The organism is Rhizobium sp. SG570 (assembly GCF_012275345.1).
Classification (GTDB): Bacteria; Pseudomonadota; Alphaproteobacteria; order Rhizobiales; family Rhizobiaceae; genus Rhizobium; species Rhizobium lusitanum.
In genome coordinates this window covers 117972-132892 of sequence record NZ_JAAZQI010000003.1, presented here as the reverse complement: position 1 = coordinate 132892, position 14921 = coordinate 117972, and the positions used below count along the sequence as shown (strand labels likewise).

Annotated in this window: 11 protein-coding genes; 6 read left to right on the top strand and 5 right to left on the bottom strand. The window is 59.2% G+C overall.

Annotation, left to right across the window (positions count from 1 at the left end; genetic code table 11):
- Window positions 1–826: 826 nt before the first annotated feature.
- Together FHT28_RS07905 and FHT28_RS07900 are read left to right on the top strand one after the other, a co-directional pair.
- Complete coding sequence (locus FHT28_RS07905) at window positions 827–1636, top strand: CheR family methyltransferase (protein WP_051963237.1); 810 nt, start codon at window positions 827–829, stop codon at window positions 1634–1636.
- Between the two features lie 77 nt (window positions 1637–1713).
- On the top strand, window positions 1714–3225 hold the full coding sequence (locus FHT28_RS07900) for an oligosaccharide flippase family protein (protein ID WP_168595930.1): 1512 nt from the start codon (window positions 1714–1716) through the stop codon (window positions 3223–3225).
- Between the two features lie 324 nt (window positions 3226–3549).
- Here FHT28_RS07900 and FHT28_RS07895 read toward each other — a convergent pair whose 3' ends face one another.
- Complete coding sequence (locus FHT28_RS07895) at window positions 3550–3921, bottom strand: lipoprotein (protein WP_037191418.1); 372 nt, start codon at window positions 3919–3921, stop codon at window positions 3550–3552.
- A 524-nt stretch (window positions 3922–4445) separates the two neighbouring features.
- Between FHT28_RS07895 and FHT28_RS07890 the strand changes: the two genes are divergently transcribed.
- Both FHT28_RS07890 and FHT28_RS07885 read left to right on the top strand, forming a co-directional pair.
- Window positions 4446–5528: a PHB depolymerase family esterase gene (locus tag FHT28_RS07890; RefSeq protein ID WP_168595929.1), complete on the top strand. Its 1083-nt coding sequence runs from the start codon at window positions 4446–4448 to the stop codon at window positions 5526–5528.
- A gap of 195 nt (window positions 5529–5723) precedes the next feature.
- The gene (locus tag FHT28_RS07885; RefSeq protein ID WP_047639733.1) at window positions 5724–6122 is read left to right on the top strand and encodes a DUF1236 domain-containing protein; all 399 of its coding nucleotides are present in this window, start codon (window positions 5724–5726) and stop codon (window positions 6120–6122) included.
- Between the two features lie 321 nt (window positions 6123–6443).
- Here the strand turns inward: FHT28_RS07885 and FHT28_RS07880 are convergent, their stop codons facing one another.
- From FHT28_RS07880 to FHT28_RS07865, 4 genes are all read right to left on the bottom strand, one after another.
- Window positions 6444–8414 carry an ABC transporter ATP-binding protein/permease gene (locus tag FHT28_RS07880; protein ID WP_047639732.1) on the bottom strand — a complete coding sequence of 657 codons (1971 nt, stop codon included), beginning with the start codon at window positions 8412–8414 and terminating at the stop codon, window positions 6444–6446.
- A gap of 180 nt (window positions 8415–8594) precedes the next feature.
- The gene (locus FHT28_RS07875) at window positions 8595–9362 is read right to left on the bottom strand and encodes an SDR family oxidoreductase (RefSeq protein ID WP_037191433.1); all 768 of its coding nucleotides are present in this window, start codon (window positions 9360–9362) and stop codon (window positions 8595–8597) included.
- Between the two features lie 369 nt (window positions 9363–9731).
- Complete coding sequence (locus FHT28_RS07870) at window positions 9732–10937, bottom strand: acyl-CoA dehydrogenase family protein (RefSeq protein ID WP_047639731.1); 1206 nt, start codon at window positions 10935–10937, stop codon at window positions 9732–9734.
- Between the two features lie 71 nt (window positions 10938–11008).
- Window positions 11009–12052, bottom strand: a complete 1044-nt coding sequence (locus FHT28_RS07865) for a substrate-binding domain-containing protein (RefSeq protein ID WP_113102146.1) — start codon at window positions 12050–12052, stop codon at window positions 11009–11011.
- A 234-nt stretch (window positions 12053–12286) separates the two neighbouring features.
- Here FHT28_RS07865 and FHT28_RS07860 point away from each other — a divergent pair, with 234 nt between their 5' ends.
- Both FHT28_RS07860 and FHT28_RS07855 read left to right on the top strand, forming a co-directional pair.
- On the top strand, window positions 12287–13771 hold the full coding sequence (locus FHT28_RS07860) for a sugar ABC transporter ATP-binding protein (RefSeq protein WP_168595928.1): 1485 nt from the start codon (window positions 12287–12289) through the stop codon (window positions 13769–13771).
- Window positions 13768–14823 (top strand): ABC transporter permease, encoded by a 1056-nt coding sequence (locus FHT28_RS07855; RefSeq protein WP_168595927.1) that lies wholly within the window; start codon window positions 13768–13770, stop codon window positions 14821–14823. Before FHT28_RS07860 ends, FHT28_RS07855 begins: the two co-directional genes overlap by 4 nt.
- The last annotated feature ends 98 nt before the right edge of the window (window positions 14824–14921 follow it).

The following is a 14921-nucleotide window of genomic DNA, read 5'->3' as shown; positions in this document are numbered from 1 at the left end:
GCGCTACGCCTTTTTGACGATGACCCGCTCCGGTTTGGCGAATTGAGGCGAGTGATGGGCCGACCTAAAACCTCTGTATGCAGAATCTTCAGATATCCTTGGCTCAAAGATTTCTCGTGATCGTCGGCATTTTGGCGGCGATTGCGCTTGCCGCAAACATTCCGCATCTCCACACGGGAAAAGGTCATCGGGAATTGGGCAGGATAGAGCTATCTGCTGGATCGTCGCGCGTTCCGCGTGATTGTATTTGGTCCAGCCACACCGCTGGAACCAAACGAGTCCAGCGGTCGATGCAAGCCTGTAAACGCTACAGCGCTGCTTATTCTACCTTCGATGTGATCTGCCCTTCGCTCTATTTTGCAGTATCTGAGATTGTCCGGGCATACTTCTTGCCCCATGGGCTGCCACTGTTTCCTCCAGAGCAACAGAGTTTTCTGTATCCCTCGTAGGCTCTATCGCGACACGACTGCGCACTTCTGCTCCCGGTAGATAGTCTCGCTTCTGCGATACGCGAACTCCGAAGTGAGCCGACATGCGTACGATAGCAGCCGGACGCCACATCCTGCCGGCCTGCCTCGGTATGGGGTCGGCAATCTCCGGGCCTGTCTTTCGATGATAGCGCAGGAAAGCTTCTTAGCGCGCGTTTGCACCAATCCGATTTGAAACCCTGTTGTTTGCCTGATCCTCGTTGGGATCGGCGCTACGTTAGAAGGAGTATATAATGCCGCTCGCCATCACTGGATTTAATTCCCTTCGTCAGGCTCCCTTTCGCCTGTGTCGCGCTCTTTGGGAGACACTTCCGCACCCAGTCCGGCGAACGCCGGCCATGTTCCGTGCCGGACGATACATCTACCGCCAATTCACCCGTCACACCGGGAAGTTTCAGTCGCACTATACCCAGTTCATGCGCAACCCGCCGCTGTTGTCGACTATCGCAACACTCGCGTCCCACTATCCGCGTAGCAGCCACCTAAAGATCGCGTCTATTGGGTGCAGTACCGGGGCCGAACTCTATTCCGTTCTCTACACGATCAAAAGCCTCCGGAGCGATTTGCATGTTACCGCGCAGGGCGCAGACATATCGGATGCGGTGGTGGAGGCCGCACGGCGAGGCGTCTACTTTCCCGATGTTCCGGCTGCCGAGGGAGGTCTTTACGCTGCAGGCAGGGCGGAAGTCGCCGGCGCTGATGTGCCATCACTCGTCAAACTCCTGGAGCCTCTTGCGGATGGATCGTTGCGGGTAAGGGACTGGGTGAGGGAAGGCGTTACCTGGCGGACCGCCGATGCGACTGACGATAAGCTTCCGGAGCTTTTCGAGCCGCAGGATTTCCTGCTGGCAAACAATTTCATGGGGCCGATGGACGACCACTTGGCCGAACGATGCCTACGGAACATGGTAAGGCTTGTCGCCCGCGACGGATATCTGGTCGTCGACGGGATCGATCTCGACGTTAAAACGAGAGTGTTGACGGAATTCGGGTTTCGGCCCGTGCTGATGAACCAGGAAGAGATATGGGAAGCGGAGGGATTAAAAACCGGCTGGCCGTGGCTTCGCTGGGGCCGTGAGCCGATCGATCGCAGCGAGGCTGATTGGGCTCGGCGATATTCGGTCATCTTTCGCCGTGACGACCACTAACTCGCGAATTTGCGCCGGCCGCCGAGATCGTCAATCGAGGCGAGGCGACCGGTGATCTATCAATCTGGAACGCTCACATGTTTTCACCGACCAAGGACGCTGAACCCCGCATGGACAGCGAAGCACCGCATTGGGACGGACGCACAAGACGTCAGTTTATACAGGCGATCGTGTCCGGTGGCGTTTGGATCGTCGTAGCGAAGATCGTTTCACAGGTTTCGCAAATCGCGATGTTCTTCCTTGCGGCACGCATGCTGAGCCCCGCCGAATTCGGGCTTTTCGCTTTCGTTTCGGCTATTGCCATGCTGCTGGTGGTGATAGCGGAGGGTGGCTGGGCGGAATTCATGATGAAATCGCGAGATAGCGGCGATTGCTTCGATCAAGTCGCCACTATCTCGCTTTGCAGCGGCGGGATATTTACGATCGTCGGCCTCATCGGTACCGCGGTTTTCTACGCCCTTGCAGCCAACGTCGCGCAAAGTTGGCTTCTCGCTCTTCTAAGTTGCTGGATGTTGCCCGCGGCGCTAACCGCCACTTTCGACGGCGTGTTGGTCGCTTCCGGTCGTCTGCATCAACGTGCACTCGTCAGAGTCGTTGGAGAGGTCGTAGGCCTGCTCACGGCAGTGGCGTTGCTCTACCTTGATGCGCATGCATCGGCTCTGGCGGCGGCCAAAATAGTTTGCCAGTTTGTTTTGCTGACAGGATCCGTGATCGTTACGATGCGGCTACCGCGTCTACGGCTTACGGTACCTGTGTTTGTCGAAGTCGTAACATTCTCGCGCCAGATCGTCGGAAATCGTTTGGTCGTCTTTCTCGGATCATATTCGGGTACCCTGGTCGTGGGGAGTTTTCTAGGGGTAGCGGATGCGGGATTCTACCGTGCGGCAGAGCGTGTCGTCTCAGTCGTGTCGGAATTGATGGGCGAGCCGGCGCGGTCGTTGAGTTGGGTGGTTTTCCGGCGCGCGCACGGGCAGCCTGGCGCATCGGCGCGCTCGATCGGCCACGCCGGCGTGAGATTCCTTCTCATTCTGTTTGCCATTGCAGCGCCCATGTACCTCGGTCTTGCGCAGGTATGCGAACCTGTCGTACGTCTTCTGCTTGGCGATGCATGGATGCCTGCAGCCTCCATAATACCCTTTCTTTGTGTGCGCCAATTGCTGCTTTCACCTGGCTACATCAACGAGGCGTCGCTATCCGTCATCGATCGAATCCGGTACCGGCTCCCCGTTACGGTGTTGAACGTTGCTGTATCGCTTGCGGCCGTCGTTGTGTTTGCACGGTTTGGGCTAAGAGAGTTGGCGATCGTTCAATGCTTCACGGCCGCTTTCGCGCTGGCGACCTGCATCGGACTGCAGTCGAAGATTGCGAAGGTGGATTGGGTGGAGATTTCGAAAGGAGTTATCCTGCTGATCCTGCCTGCGAGCATAATGATGATCGCGACTGTGATGGTGGTCCACAATCTGTCGGGAGACATGTCCTGGCGGGTCGGTCTTTTTCTTCAGATCACTACCGGCGCTTTGACCTACGCTACCGCGCTGATGGCATTGGTAGGTCTAAGCAGGCGCCTGCGCTGGCTAACCTTAGAATAGAATGAACCGGGGGATTCGCGTTCCGCGGAGCTTGACGGGTATTCATTTTCCGTCGGCAAGAATTCGCGGGCGGATTCCACAACTCTGTCGCCAGCGCGCCCGCGACGCCTTTTCCTGGGCGCCAGGACGATGAAGTATCCGGATTTCCTCGACATTCGTATCGCGCTAACGGGTCGTGTTCTCTTGCCGGACCCCATATCGACATCAACCGCAAGGCAGGGCTTTGCGTTCAGGTTTCGGACCTCGAAGACATTGTACGGGAATTTGCAGCACGAAATAGAGGGCGATCCGAGGGCCGCCCTCTGCAACTCCATGCCTATCCGGCTATTTAGCCACGTGCCAGAGGTTGGCAACGCCGTCGCCGTTCATGTCGCCTGACTTTTTATCTCCAGTAAAGGTATAAAGCGGCTTGCCGCCATAGGCCCACATTTGCTTGCCGTCGGCATCCTTGACCAGCGACCACTCACCCTCTGCCTTGGCTTTGTCGGCAGCATGGAAGGCTGGCCACTTCTTGAGGCAATCCTTGTCGCAGTTTGATTTACCTTTGGTATCCTTGTCGAATGTGTAGAGGGTCATGCCCTTTTCCGTAGCCATGACCTTGCCCATTTTGGTGTCGACCATCTTGACAGGTTCGGCTGCCAGAGCCGGCAAAGTTGTTGCGGCTAAAAGGCCGATCGCGATCAGCAGCGTTTTCATATTTTCCTCCCATTCGGGTTCCTGACGAAATGTCAGCAGTGCCCGATATAGCCATAGAGAAACGTTCGGCCGCCAACGTGGTTCCATTGAGCGGCTGGCAAACCGCACAACGGCAATTGCCTTCCTATCGCAATGACATTGCGTGAAAAACCCGGTTCATAAGGAGCCCGAATAACGGATTCTCTTTCCTGCCTTGAGCGAGACGACGTCCATACCGGGGAAGGCTTTCGCATCGCAAGCCTGCGGCCCCTGAGGACATCAAACCATGACCACCCACCCGCCGCTATTGCCGGCCTCGGAGCGATCGTCACGGAATTGGTGATCAATGTTTCCAAGCTCCCCTTCCCTGGCCATCGCAACGGTTTGTCGCAAGTGTCGGCGGCTTCAAAACTGCCGGGTATTCCCGGAAAGCTCGCCCCCTACCCTGCTTCATCCTGTAAATCGTTTTGTGCAGTGCAACAAAATGGAGCCGAGCGCGTTTGCTTTTGTCACTGCCATTCCGGCTTTGATAGTTGGAGCATGCAATGACATCCCTTTCCGATACGATCAAACGCCTCGCAGAGCAGCGAGCTGGACACTTCGGCAATGGTGCTGCGACGTCTCGGCTCGGAGATCTCGGAGCCTTCGGTTCAAACCCTGGGGCACTGGCCGCAAAGATATATGTTCCTTCTTCGCCGGAGCAGCCCCCTGCCCTCGTCGTCGTATTGCACGGTTGTACCCAAACAGCTGAAATCTACGATCATGGTTCTGGGTGGTCCCGCCTTGCCGACGAACATGGCTTCATTCTTCTTTATCCGGAGCAGCGCCGGGAGAACAATATCAATCTCTGTTTCAACTGGTTCGAGCCGGGCGATACGCGCCGCAGCGAAGGGGAGGCCATGTCGATCGTTCAGATGATTGAAATGGCATGCCGTGAGCAGCAGATAGATCGCAAGCGGGTTTTCATCACCGGACTTTCAGCCGGCGGCGCGATGGCCAACGTCATGCTCGCGACCTATCCGGAAGTATTCGCGGGCGGCGCAATCATCGCGGGCCTGCCCTACAACGTCGCCTCTACCGTTCCGGAAGCCTTTGAGCGGATGCGCGGTAACGGCCTTCCATCCGCGTCAATCCTTTCCGCCAAGATCACCGAGGCATCACCACATCGAGGGCCGTGGCCCATTGTCTCTGTCTGGCAGGGCACCCGGGACCACATTGTCGCCGAGGCGAACGCCCGTGGACTCGTCGAGCAATGGCGAAGCATTCACGGCGTGTCTTCCTCTTCGCCCACATCCTCGGTTTCGGAAGCCAACCATCGCATCACCGGATGGGAAATGGAGGACGGTTTCGTCTCGATCGAACTCCATAGAATCGACGGTATGGGTCACGGAACGCCGATCGACACCAAGAGCGGTCTCGGCGTTACTGGTCCGTTCATGCTTGATGTCGGCGTCTCTTCAACCGCGCATATCGCCCGATCCTGGGGCCTGACGCCGTCCTTTGGCAAACGAAGCTATCCCGAGCCCCATCAAAACGACGCGCTGCCGGAACGACCAATACCTGCGTCCGCCGACGGTATCCGAGGTGTCATCGAAAATGCCCTTCGTTCCGCCGGCCTCATGCGCTGAATGATCTGATGAATATGGCAATCGGGACAAGACCTTGAGCCTATGTCGTGCGCGTCACCCTTCACGGATTTTGTCGCTACGGCGCAACTCGTGATGACGCCAAGCAGCTTGTGAGGAGGAACATTCTGGTGCGACGGGCATTCCCCTTTAAGCTCGTACGAGCCAAAAAGGAAAGGAAAAGGAAAGGAAAATGCTATGAATACGAAAGTCATCGTTTCAGCAGCGGCCGCCTTTGGCCTTCTTGCTGGTTCAGCCTTCGCACAATCCTCGACAGTTACCGGGGCTGCGGGTGGCGCGGTTACCGGAGCAGTTGTTGGCGGCCCTGTGGGCGCGGCAGTCGGCGGCGTGACCGGAGCTATCGTCGGAACGGCCATCGACCCTCCGCCCCAGAAGGTCGTCACCTACGTGGAAGAGCAGCCAATGCCTTCCCGTGAGACTGTCGTGCAAGATAGGATAGTTGTCGGCCAGCCGCTCCCTGAGACCGTTGTTGTCACACCGGTCCCCGACAATCCAACCTACGCCTACGCCTACGTTAACCACGAGCGGGTTATCGTCCAGCCGAAGACCCGTAAGGTTGTGAAAATCCTGGAATAATGCTGCCGGAAGGGCCTTTTCCAAAGGCCCTTCCCACCGGGGAGGCGGGCAGCCGATGGCGCGTTCTTCGTGCGTATGGCGTTTGTGAACTCAGGCATACGCATTTTCGAGTTCTGATCCGCGCCCGAGCGGAAGCTCAATTCCTCTGGATAGAATGGTTCGCCTCGTGATAGCGGGCCCAAGAAGTTTTTTGAGCCACTTGGTGGCGCAATACGACAGCCCTCTCCACAGTGCAGGCTTGCCCAGGCGCCTCCGGGAACGCCGACCAGGCAGACTTAAATTTCCATTCTGGGACGGTGCCGTTTCACTCGCGGTGCCGTTTCACTCGCGGTCCCGCTCCGCGGAGGGCCGGTTCTCTAAAAGGCGCAAAAGCAAATTCCGCTTTCTCTTACGGTGGACAAGATCAATATCACTTACAAGCTTTGCACCGCCTTCGCGCCGCTCCAATGTGATCTTGCGGCTATGGAAGGCTTCCAGCTCGGCTCGATGCGCTACGCTTATGATCGTGACCTTCGGCAATTCACGGATCACCGTCTCCATCATCTTGTCCTGGCTCTTCTCGTCGAGCGCTGACGTTGCTTCATCCAGCACGATGATATCGGGATCGTGCAGCAAGAGACGCGCAAACGCGAGCCGCTGCTTTTCGCCACCCGACAGCGTCTGGTCCCATGGCGCATCCTCCTCGATCTTATCGTTCAAATAATCGAGCCCCACCCTGTCGAGGGCTGCCTTGATCGTATCCAGCGTCCAGTCATCGGCGGCACGCGGATAGGCGACTGCACGGCGAAGCGTCCCGGAAGGGATATAAGGCCGTTGCGGTAACATGAACAATCGTCTGTCGGCGTGGAAATTGACGCTGCCGTTGCCCCACGGCCAAAGACCTGCGATGGCCCGCACCAGCGTGCTCTTGCCTGAACCGGATTCTCCGGCCACGAGCACCCGCTCGCCTGGTTCGATCACGACCTGGGTTTCCTTGACCACAGCGGTGCCGTCGTCAAGCGACACCGACAGATCGTTCAGGCTGAGCATCGCATCGCCTTCAGTTTCACCGCGCTTGATGCGTCCCAGGGCGTTGCTCTGTTCCGCGCGCTCGAGCCCGTCGAGCGACATCATCAGCGAAGCAATGCGCCGGGCACAGGCGTTCCAATCGGCAAGCCGGGGATAGTTGTCGACCAGCCATCCGAACGCGCTCTGAACGATGGCGAAGGCGGAGGCAGCCTGCATTATCTGCCCAAGAGTCATGCTGCCTTCGAGAAACTTTGGAGCGCAAAGCAAAATCGGTACGACTGGCGCAAACAGGCTCGACCCCTGCGACACAAGCGAGGTGCGCATATGCTGGCGTGCAAGAAGCGCCCATTGCCTGAGCACATTGGCGAACGTCTTGTCGACGTCGTTACGCTCCTCCTCTTCACCGCCGAGCAATGCGATACTCTCGCCGTTTTCCCGCACGTGCGTCAGCGTGTAGCGAAATTCGGCTTCCGCCTGATTTTTGACCTCCGAGATGTGGACGAAATGGCGGCCGATAAGCGCCATCGAGCTGGACGTAATCGCGGCGTAGAGTACCGCAGTGATGACGAGGAAGCCGGGAACAGTGACGCTCGAACCCCCGATCGTCAGAGTCAAGGCCCCGCCGATCGTCCAGAGCACCACAATGAAGGTCGAGGCCGACAGAAATGCGGAAATGACACCAGCGGTGAAATCAACAGGTGATTCAGTGGCAATCCGCAAATCCTCCGTGATGCGCGCTTCGGGGTTCTTGTGGTCGCCGCCGATGAGATTCAGTTGATAGTACCGGCCGTTTGCGAGCCAGCGCGCGATCACCGCGGTAGTGAGCCAGGAGCGCCAGCGGCGCTGGATCGCCATACGAAGGGAGACTTGGGCAGCGACAAGGACTACGCTTCCGAGCACGAGTGGCAGGAACACGGCACTTAGGAAATATACGGTGCTGGCATTACGCTGTTCTATGGCGTCAAAAATCGCGCGATTCCAGATATTGATTCCATACTGGAAGCCGACATTGATGCCGATCAGGGTCAATAGTGCCATTGAGCACGGCCAAGCGAGGCTGTCGCCACTGCTGCCCCAGTAACCGCGCGCACTGATCCAGAAACGCGTCAGCAAATACCTCTTGCGCGCCCGCTCGGCCTCCTCAGGCGTCAACTCTGGATCGGGCTCGATGACATTTGGCGGCGGCGCGACCTCGACAGTCGACGCCTTTTCCTGGCGCGACTTCTTAAGGCCGCGCGGTTTGGTACCGCCGCCCGATTTCGGATTGAATTTAGCGTGGGTCATAAGCACGATAACGGCTTAAAAATCAAAAGGTTTCATGGTGCCGTTGTCGAACACGGCATCGCAGGCGTGTCGAAAAAATGAGGCATCCACCGCTCGAACGCACAGCGCCTCAAAAGGGCATGTTACCCCAACCATTTTTCAGCCATCGATCTGCTCGACAGCCACGTAGCCTCTCCGCAATTAGATCGCGGTGAAGCCGTTGTCGACAAACAAGTGGGCGCCGTTGACAAAACGCGATTCGTCGCTGGCGAGATAAAGCGCGGCCTGGGCCACATCCTCGGGTTCGCCGATGCGGCCCTGCTGCGCGGCGATAGCGGCATCCGACACGTCGACACCCAGAGCCTGCAACTCGGAAACCTCCCGCAGGCCATGCGGCGTTCGGATGAATCCGGGGCATACGGCATTGCAGCGAATGTTTCGGTCTCGAAATTCAACGCCGACCGCACGGGCGAACATATGAACCGCACCCTTCGTGGTGTCATACAGGACTTCCATCGGCGTTGCAGCTACGGCAGAAATCGACGATGTGCAAACGATCGAGCCACCGCCCGCAGCGATCATGCCCGGCAGCACTGCCCGGGTCATTAGAAACATGGAACGGACATTGACGGCATGAAGCCAATCCCACTCCTGAACTGTCGTTTCCAGGAATGGCTTGATGACGATCGTTCCCGCATGGTTGAACAGCACGGTGACCGCGCCGAATAGGGCTTCCACGCCCTTCACCGCGTCTGTAACCGCCGTCTCGTCGGAGACATCCGCGATCCAATGCTCGGCGGTTCCTCCGGCAGCGCGAATATCGCTGACGGTTTGCGCCGCTGCATCGCCGTTCCGGTCGATGATTGCGACCCTTGCGCCTTCCCGTGCGAACAGCCGGGAGGCCGCTCCTCCCATACCGGTCGCCCCTCCGGAAATAATCGCGATCTTGCCTTTTAGCCTGTCAGTCATGTCCTTGTCTCACTTACCACGATTTTCGTCACGTTGTTGCGGACGTCAACGATATCACGATCTCATCCGGAATCGGACTGATCCTCAACAGAGCCCGCGGATTCAAAGCAAGCACATTCGCGGCTCTGTAGCCGCGTGGCCTGACTTGCCGAATTCGGCTCTATTTGGATGACATGAGAGAATCGGATCGGAGATCGTCCGACGGTGGAATCGCGGGTCTGGCACATGCGAAGCCATTCGCCAGCCGAATGAGGCCTGCCGACGTAAGCAGGCCGCATCAGAGATATGCGAGAAACAAACAAAGCACTGTAAAACTCTCTGTAAACAGCGCTTCGCTCACACGGGGAAATACCCCATAACCATGTGTATTCAGCTGTAGAGACTGACCTCGGGGATCGTGTCGTTGAGAACGAATTCTCCGACTTCCCTTGCCTTGTAGAAGACCGGATCGTGCAGCGTGTGGGTCCGCACATTGCGCCAGAAACGGTCGAAGCGATATTTCTCAGCTGTCGAACGCGCGCCGGTGAGCTCGAAAACGCGGGCAGTCACATCAAGAGAAACATGCGTGGCATGGACCTTCGCCGCATAGGCTTCGGCCGCAGCCTCGCCGCGTTCTCGCGCGGTCGCCTTATGACCCTTGGCAAGATTGGCCTGAACGACAGCGGCGGCGCTATCGGCTAGGGCCGCAGACGCCTTCAAGGCGGCGGTCAGCTCGCCAACGCGCTCGAGGATATAAGGATCGTCGGCCGCCCGCTCGACGCCTGAGGTCACCCAAGGCCGCGTCGTCGTGCGGACATAATCGACCGCCTCGCGCAACGCGCCTTCGGCGGTCCCGAGATAAAAGTTCACGAAAACAAGCTGAATGAGCGGCGTGTTGAACGTAGCCAAGACGGGAGCGGCATCGCCGGTCGTTGCGACCTTGTCCAGATCCTCCTCATAAACAGGGAAATCATGGAATTCGACGCTGCCGCTATCGGAAAGGCGCTGGCCGAAATTATCCCAATCGTCATTGGCCTTGTAACCCGCGCGATTGGTCGGAACGGCAAAGCCGACGATCTTGTCGTCGAGGGCGGCATTGGCGTTGATATAGTCGGAGACGTGCGCCGCCGTGGAGAAGGATTTGCGGCCGTTCAGGACATAGCCGTTGCCGCGCCGCGTCAGCACGAGGCCGGGATCGCGCGGATTGACGGCCGCGCCCCAATAGAGGCTGTTAGCCACCGTCTTGCTGCCGAGCTCCTGTGCGCGCGCCTCGTCGAAGGCCCAGTAGACATATTGGCTGTTGACGAAATGATAGCCGAGAAGCTGGCCGATGGAGCTTTCGCCGCGGGCGAGGATGCGGGTCAAACGCAGGCCATCAACCCAATCGAGACCACCGCCGCCGATCTGCGGCGCATGCAGCGCATTCAGCAATCCCGCATTCTTGAGCTTGACGATTTCGCCAAGCGGCGGTTGGCCTTCACGGTCCAGCTCGGCGGCGCGTTTCGAAAGGTCAGCTGCAATTTCCTCGGCCCTGGCAAAGAGATCCTCTCGCGTGGTATTCCGATTGCTCGCGAAGACGACGTTGGACTGGCTCATGATATCACTCCGATTCTATGACATGAGCCGGCGGGGTCTCGTGATCCCGCCGGCAAATCGAGGCAGGCAGCTTAGAAAAGCTTGTCCGGGATCCAGGTGGCGGTCACCGCGTCGCTCGTGCTGAACGCCGGAACCTTCTGCGCCAGCTCCTCGATCGTCTTGACACCGGCGGTGCGCAGTCCCTCCTGGGTCAGGAGCGTCGGCTTGACGGTGATCTGATGCGGAACATCCTGACCGGCGACCTGCAGGGCGGCGGCGCGAATGGAGACGGCGCCGACAACGGCCGGATTGGTCGCGACGGTCGCAACCCAGGGGCTGCCCGGCTCGATGATCTCCTGAATGTCGGCGGTGGAAACGTCAGCCGAATAGATCTTCAGCTTGCTCCCGATGCCGAGATCGTTGGCCGCAAGCTTCACGCCACGGGCAAATTCGTCATAGGGGGCGAAGACGACAGTGATGTCGGGATTTGCTGTCAACGCCGCCTTTGCCTGGTCGGCCGTGGAGGTTGCCGTCGTATCGCTGACATTGCCGAAGCGGGCCTTTTCGACCACACCAGTATTTTGTGACTTGAACGTCTCCCAGACTTCATTGCGGCGGTCGAGCGGCGCAAAGCCTGCGACATAGACATAGCCCGCCTTGAAGCTGCTGCCATTATCCTTGACGACCTGCTTCAAGGCGAGATCGGCAAGCTCGTGGTCGCTCTGCTCGACCTGCGGGATCTTCGGATTGTTGAGATTGACGTCGAAGGCGACGACCTTGATGCCCTTGTCGAGCGCCTGTTGCACGACGTCACCGAGCGATTCCGGCAGGCCGTGATCGATGACGATGCCCGAGACACCGAGGTTGATCGCCTGCAGGATCTGCTCACGCTGTTCGGCGGCGTCCTGACGTCCCGGGAAGACGCGCAGATCGATGTCGAGCGCCTTGGCCTGGGCTTCTGCGCCGGCCTGATAGGCCTGAAAGAAGTCGCCGGCAGAAATATAGCTGATGAGAGCGATCTTGACGCCGCCCTTGTCGAAGGGGGCAGGAGCGCCGTTCACGCCGCCGGCCATTGCTGCTTGCGTGAAAAAGAGCGGAATGGCGGCTGACAGGGCGAGCCGTGGAAGGGATTTCATCGTCGCGATCCTCGTGATCAATCGGAAGCGTCGTCTGACGGAATGCCAACCCTGCGACGCATGAAATTATTAGATATAATCTCTATATTTTTAGTAGAGTAAATCATCCGAATTTCGCGGCCTTCTGAGATTCTTTGTTCGCCTCGGCAGGCCTTCAGGGCAAGGGCTTGCCTGGAAATCCGGTGGCCATGCTGCGCACTATCAGCGCTCGAACAGGAACCCGGATCCCTCTGAATGGCGCTTCTTGACGTCTCCAATATTACGCATAGCTTCGGCTCGACACGCGCCGTCGATGCCGCGCGCTTTGCGATCGAGCGCGGAGAGATCGTCGCGCTGATGGGTGCCAACGGCGCTGGAAAATCGACGCTGGTCAAGATTCTGTCGGGCGTGTTTGCCGCAGACGGCGGCACGATCCGGCTCAACGGGCAACCGTTCTTGCCCAGAAGCCCTTCTGAAGCGGCTCGGGCGGGTGTCGTCACCGTCCATCAATCGACGGATCTCGTCGGTCCTGCCGGACTGACCGTCGCCGATGTTCTGCTGCTCAACCGGTTCGCCGAGCGCGGAACACCCTTCTTCGTCTCGCGCAAGAGCGTTCGGCGCGAGGCCAAGGCAATGCTGGACGCAGCCGGCTTCTCACTGCCGCTCGATCGTGATTTCGGCGATGTCTCGGCAGCCGACCGCCAGCTCGTGGCAATCGCGCGCGCCTTGGCCAACAAGGCGGAACTGCTGATCCTCGACGAACCCACAGCCAGTCTCTCGGGAACCGAAAGCCGGAGGCTCTTCGATGTCCTCCTGCGGCTGCGTGCTCAGGGTCTGGCGATCCTCTATATCTCGCATCGGACGGCGGATCTGGAAGCTATCGCCGATCGCACGCTGGTCATGCGCGGCGGACGGGTGGTCGGCAGCTTTTCCAGGCCGATCGACTTTTCTGCCGCTATCGAAGCGATGATCGGCCGCAGGCTGGATAGCGCGCGCCCCGATGTGCGGCAAGCTACGGGCCCGGCGGTCTTTGAAATGCGCGGCACGCGGCTACTTCCGCAAAGCGAAGCCTTCGACCTCAGCCTTCATGCCGGCGAAGTGGTTGCCGTGACCGGCGTACTCGGGGCCGGAAAAAGCCGGTTGCTGGCGGCGATCTTCGGCACCACCCGGTTGGCCGGGGGCGATATGCTGCTCAACGGACGACCTTATCGGCCTCGCTCGCCTGGCGAGGCAGTCGCAGCCGGCGTCGCCATGGCAGGAGAGGATCGCCATCGCTCTTCGCTCATGCCGGATGCCTGGCCGGGCTCCTCCCTGGCGGCGACGATCAGCCTGCCGCATCTCGACAAATGGTATCCCCATGGCTTCCTGCTCGGCGGCCGTGAGCGGCGCGAGGCGGAAAAGGCGATTTCGCGCCTTGGCATCAAGGCAGCGGGTCCGCAAGCCTCTATCTGGACCTTGTCCGGCGGCAACCAGCAAAAGGCCGTCATCGCGCGCTGGGAGGCGGAACCATGCCCGCTCCTGCTGCTCGACGAACCCTTTCAGGGGGTCGATGTCGGCGCGCGGCAGGACATCATAAAGGCGATCCGTGCGCGCAGCGACCGCGCGACGTTGATTGCCACCTCCGACCCGGAGGAAGCCTACGAGGTCGCCGATCGCATTCTCACGATGGATCACCACGTGCTGCGCCCCATCGCTGGCAACAAAACAATTTCCGCAGCCATTGAGGGCATTTCCGCATGACAACGATCGATGACGACAGATTTGCGGCTGCGGCCGCACAGGACGGCCGCGGCGTCAAAGGCCGCCTTGCTGTAGTCGGCCACCATCTCCGCGCGGGCGCAGTGTTCCTCCTGCTCCTGGCCATGCTGGTCGGCTTTACCGCGGCACAGCCCGCCTTCATCACGATCGCAAATCTCATGAGTATCCTGCAGGCCGTGTCTGTTGTTGCGATCCTCGCCGCCGGCGTCACGGTCACCCTTGCCGTCGGCGGTTTCGACCTGTCCATCGGCGCGATTGCCGCCTCCAGCGTCATGGCGGCAAGCTATGGCATGATCGTCTGGCACCTGGACGCTCTCGCAACCGTGCCTCTGGTGCTGACCTTCGGCGCCGTGATCGGCCTCGTCAACGCCTTCCTCATCGTGCGCCTGCGCGTGCCGGATCTGCTCGCCACGCTCGCAGTGATGTTCCTTCTTTCGGGCCTGCAATTGATCCCGACGGCTGGACGCTCGATTTCGACCGGCATGGTGCTGCCGGACGGCTCGAAGGCGACGGGCGCCTTTGATCCATCCTTCCTTCTGATCGGCCGCTACAATCTCTTTTCCATCCTGCCAGTCGCCGTCGTGTTGATGGCGGTCGTCGCCATCGTGCTTTTCGTACTGACCGAGCGGACCCGCATCGGCCGGCTGCTCTTCGCCACCGGCGGCAACGAACTCGCCACCCGGCTCGCCGGCGCTTCGACAACGCGGCTGAAGACATTTGCTTATGTGATTTCCGGCGTGCTCGCAGCCCTTGGGGGTATCGTCATTGCCGCCCGCGTCGGGCGCGGCGACGTCTCCTCCGGGGGCTCCCTGCTGATGGATTCCGTCGCGGCCGCGTTGATCGGCTACGCCGTCCTCAACCTGCGCCGCCCGAACGTGCTTGGCACGATCGTCGGAGCGGTATTCGTCGGCGTATTGCTGAACGGGCTCACCATGCTGAATGCCCCTTACTATACCCAGGATTTCGTCAAGGGCGCAGTTCTCGTAGGTGCACTGGCGCTAACCTATGGGCTCGGCAGAAACTCCGATCGCTGAGTCCCGGAAGCGGCCCACGGAAATTTCCCCCGCCGATCGTGTTTTGGAAAATCATTCCTCTATAATGCGACTAAATCTATCTAGTTTATGCTCTATTG

Excerpts from the sequence above, each read along its gene's own strand:
- FHT28_RS07905 (WP_051963237.1), top strand. The coding sequence starts at position 827 with ATGTTCCGTGCCGGACGATACATCTACCGCCAATTCACCCGTCACACC.
- FHT28_RS07900 (WP_168595930.1), top strand. The coding sequence starts at position 1,714 with ATGTTTTCACCGACCAAGGACGCTGAACCCCGCATGGACAGCGAAGCA.
- FHT28_RS07895 (WP_037191418.1), bottom strand. The coding sequence starts at position 3,921 with ATGAAAACGCTGCTGATCGCGATCGGCCTTTTAGCCGCAACAACTTTG.
- FHT28_RS07890 (WP_168595929.1), top strand. The coding sequence starts at position 4,446 with ATGACATCCCTTTCCGATACGATCAAACGCCTCGCAGAGCAGCGAGCT.
- FHT28_RS07885 (WP_047639733.1), top strand. The coding sequence starts at position 5,724 with ATGAATACGAAAGTCATCGTTTCAGCAGCGGCCGCCTTTGGCCTTCTT.
- FHT28_RS07880 (WP_047639732.1), bottom strand. The coding sequence starts at position 8,414 with ATGACCCACGCTAAATTCAATCCGAAATCGGGCGGCGGTACCAAACCG.
- FHT28_RS07875 (WP_037191433.1), bottom strand. The coding sequence starts at position 9,362 with ATGACTGACAGGCTAAAAGGCAAGATCGCGATTATTTCCGGAGGGGCG.
- FHT28_RS07870 (WP_047639731.1), bottom strand. The coding sequence starts at position 10,937 with ATGAGCCAGTCCAACGTCGTCTTCGCGAGCAATCGGAATACCACGCGA.
- FHT28_RS07865 (WP_113102146.1), bottom strand. The coding sequence starts at position 12,052 with ATGAAATCCCTTCCACGGCTCGCCCTGTCAGCCGCCATTCCGCTCTTT.
- FHT28_RS07860 (WP_168595928.1), top strand. The coding sequence starts at position 12,287 with ATGGCGCTTCTTGACGTCTCCAATATTACGCATAGCTTCGGCTCGACA.
- FHT28_RS07855 (WP_168595927.1), top strand. The coding sequence starts at position 13,768 with ATGACAACGATCGATGACGACAGATTTGCGGCTGCGGCCGCACAGGAC.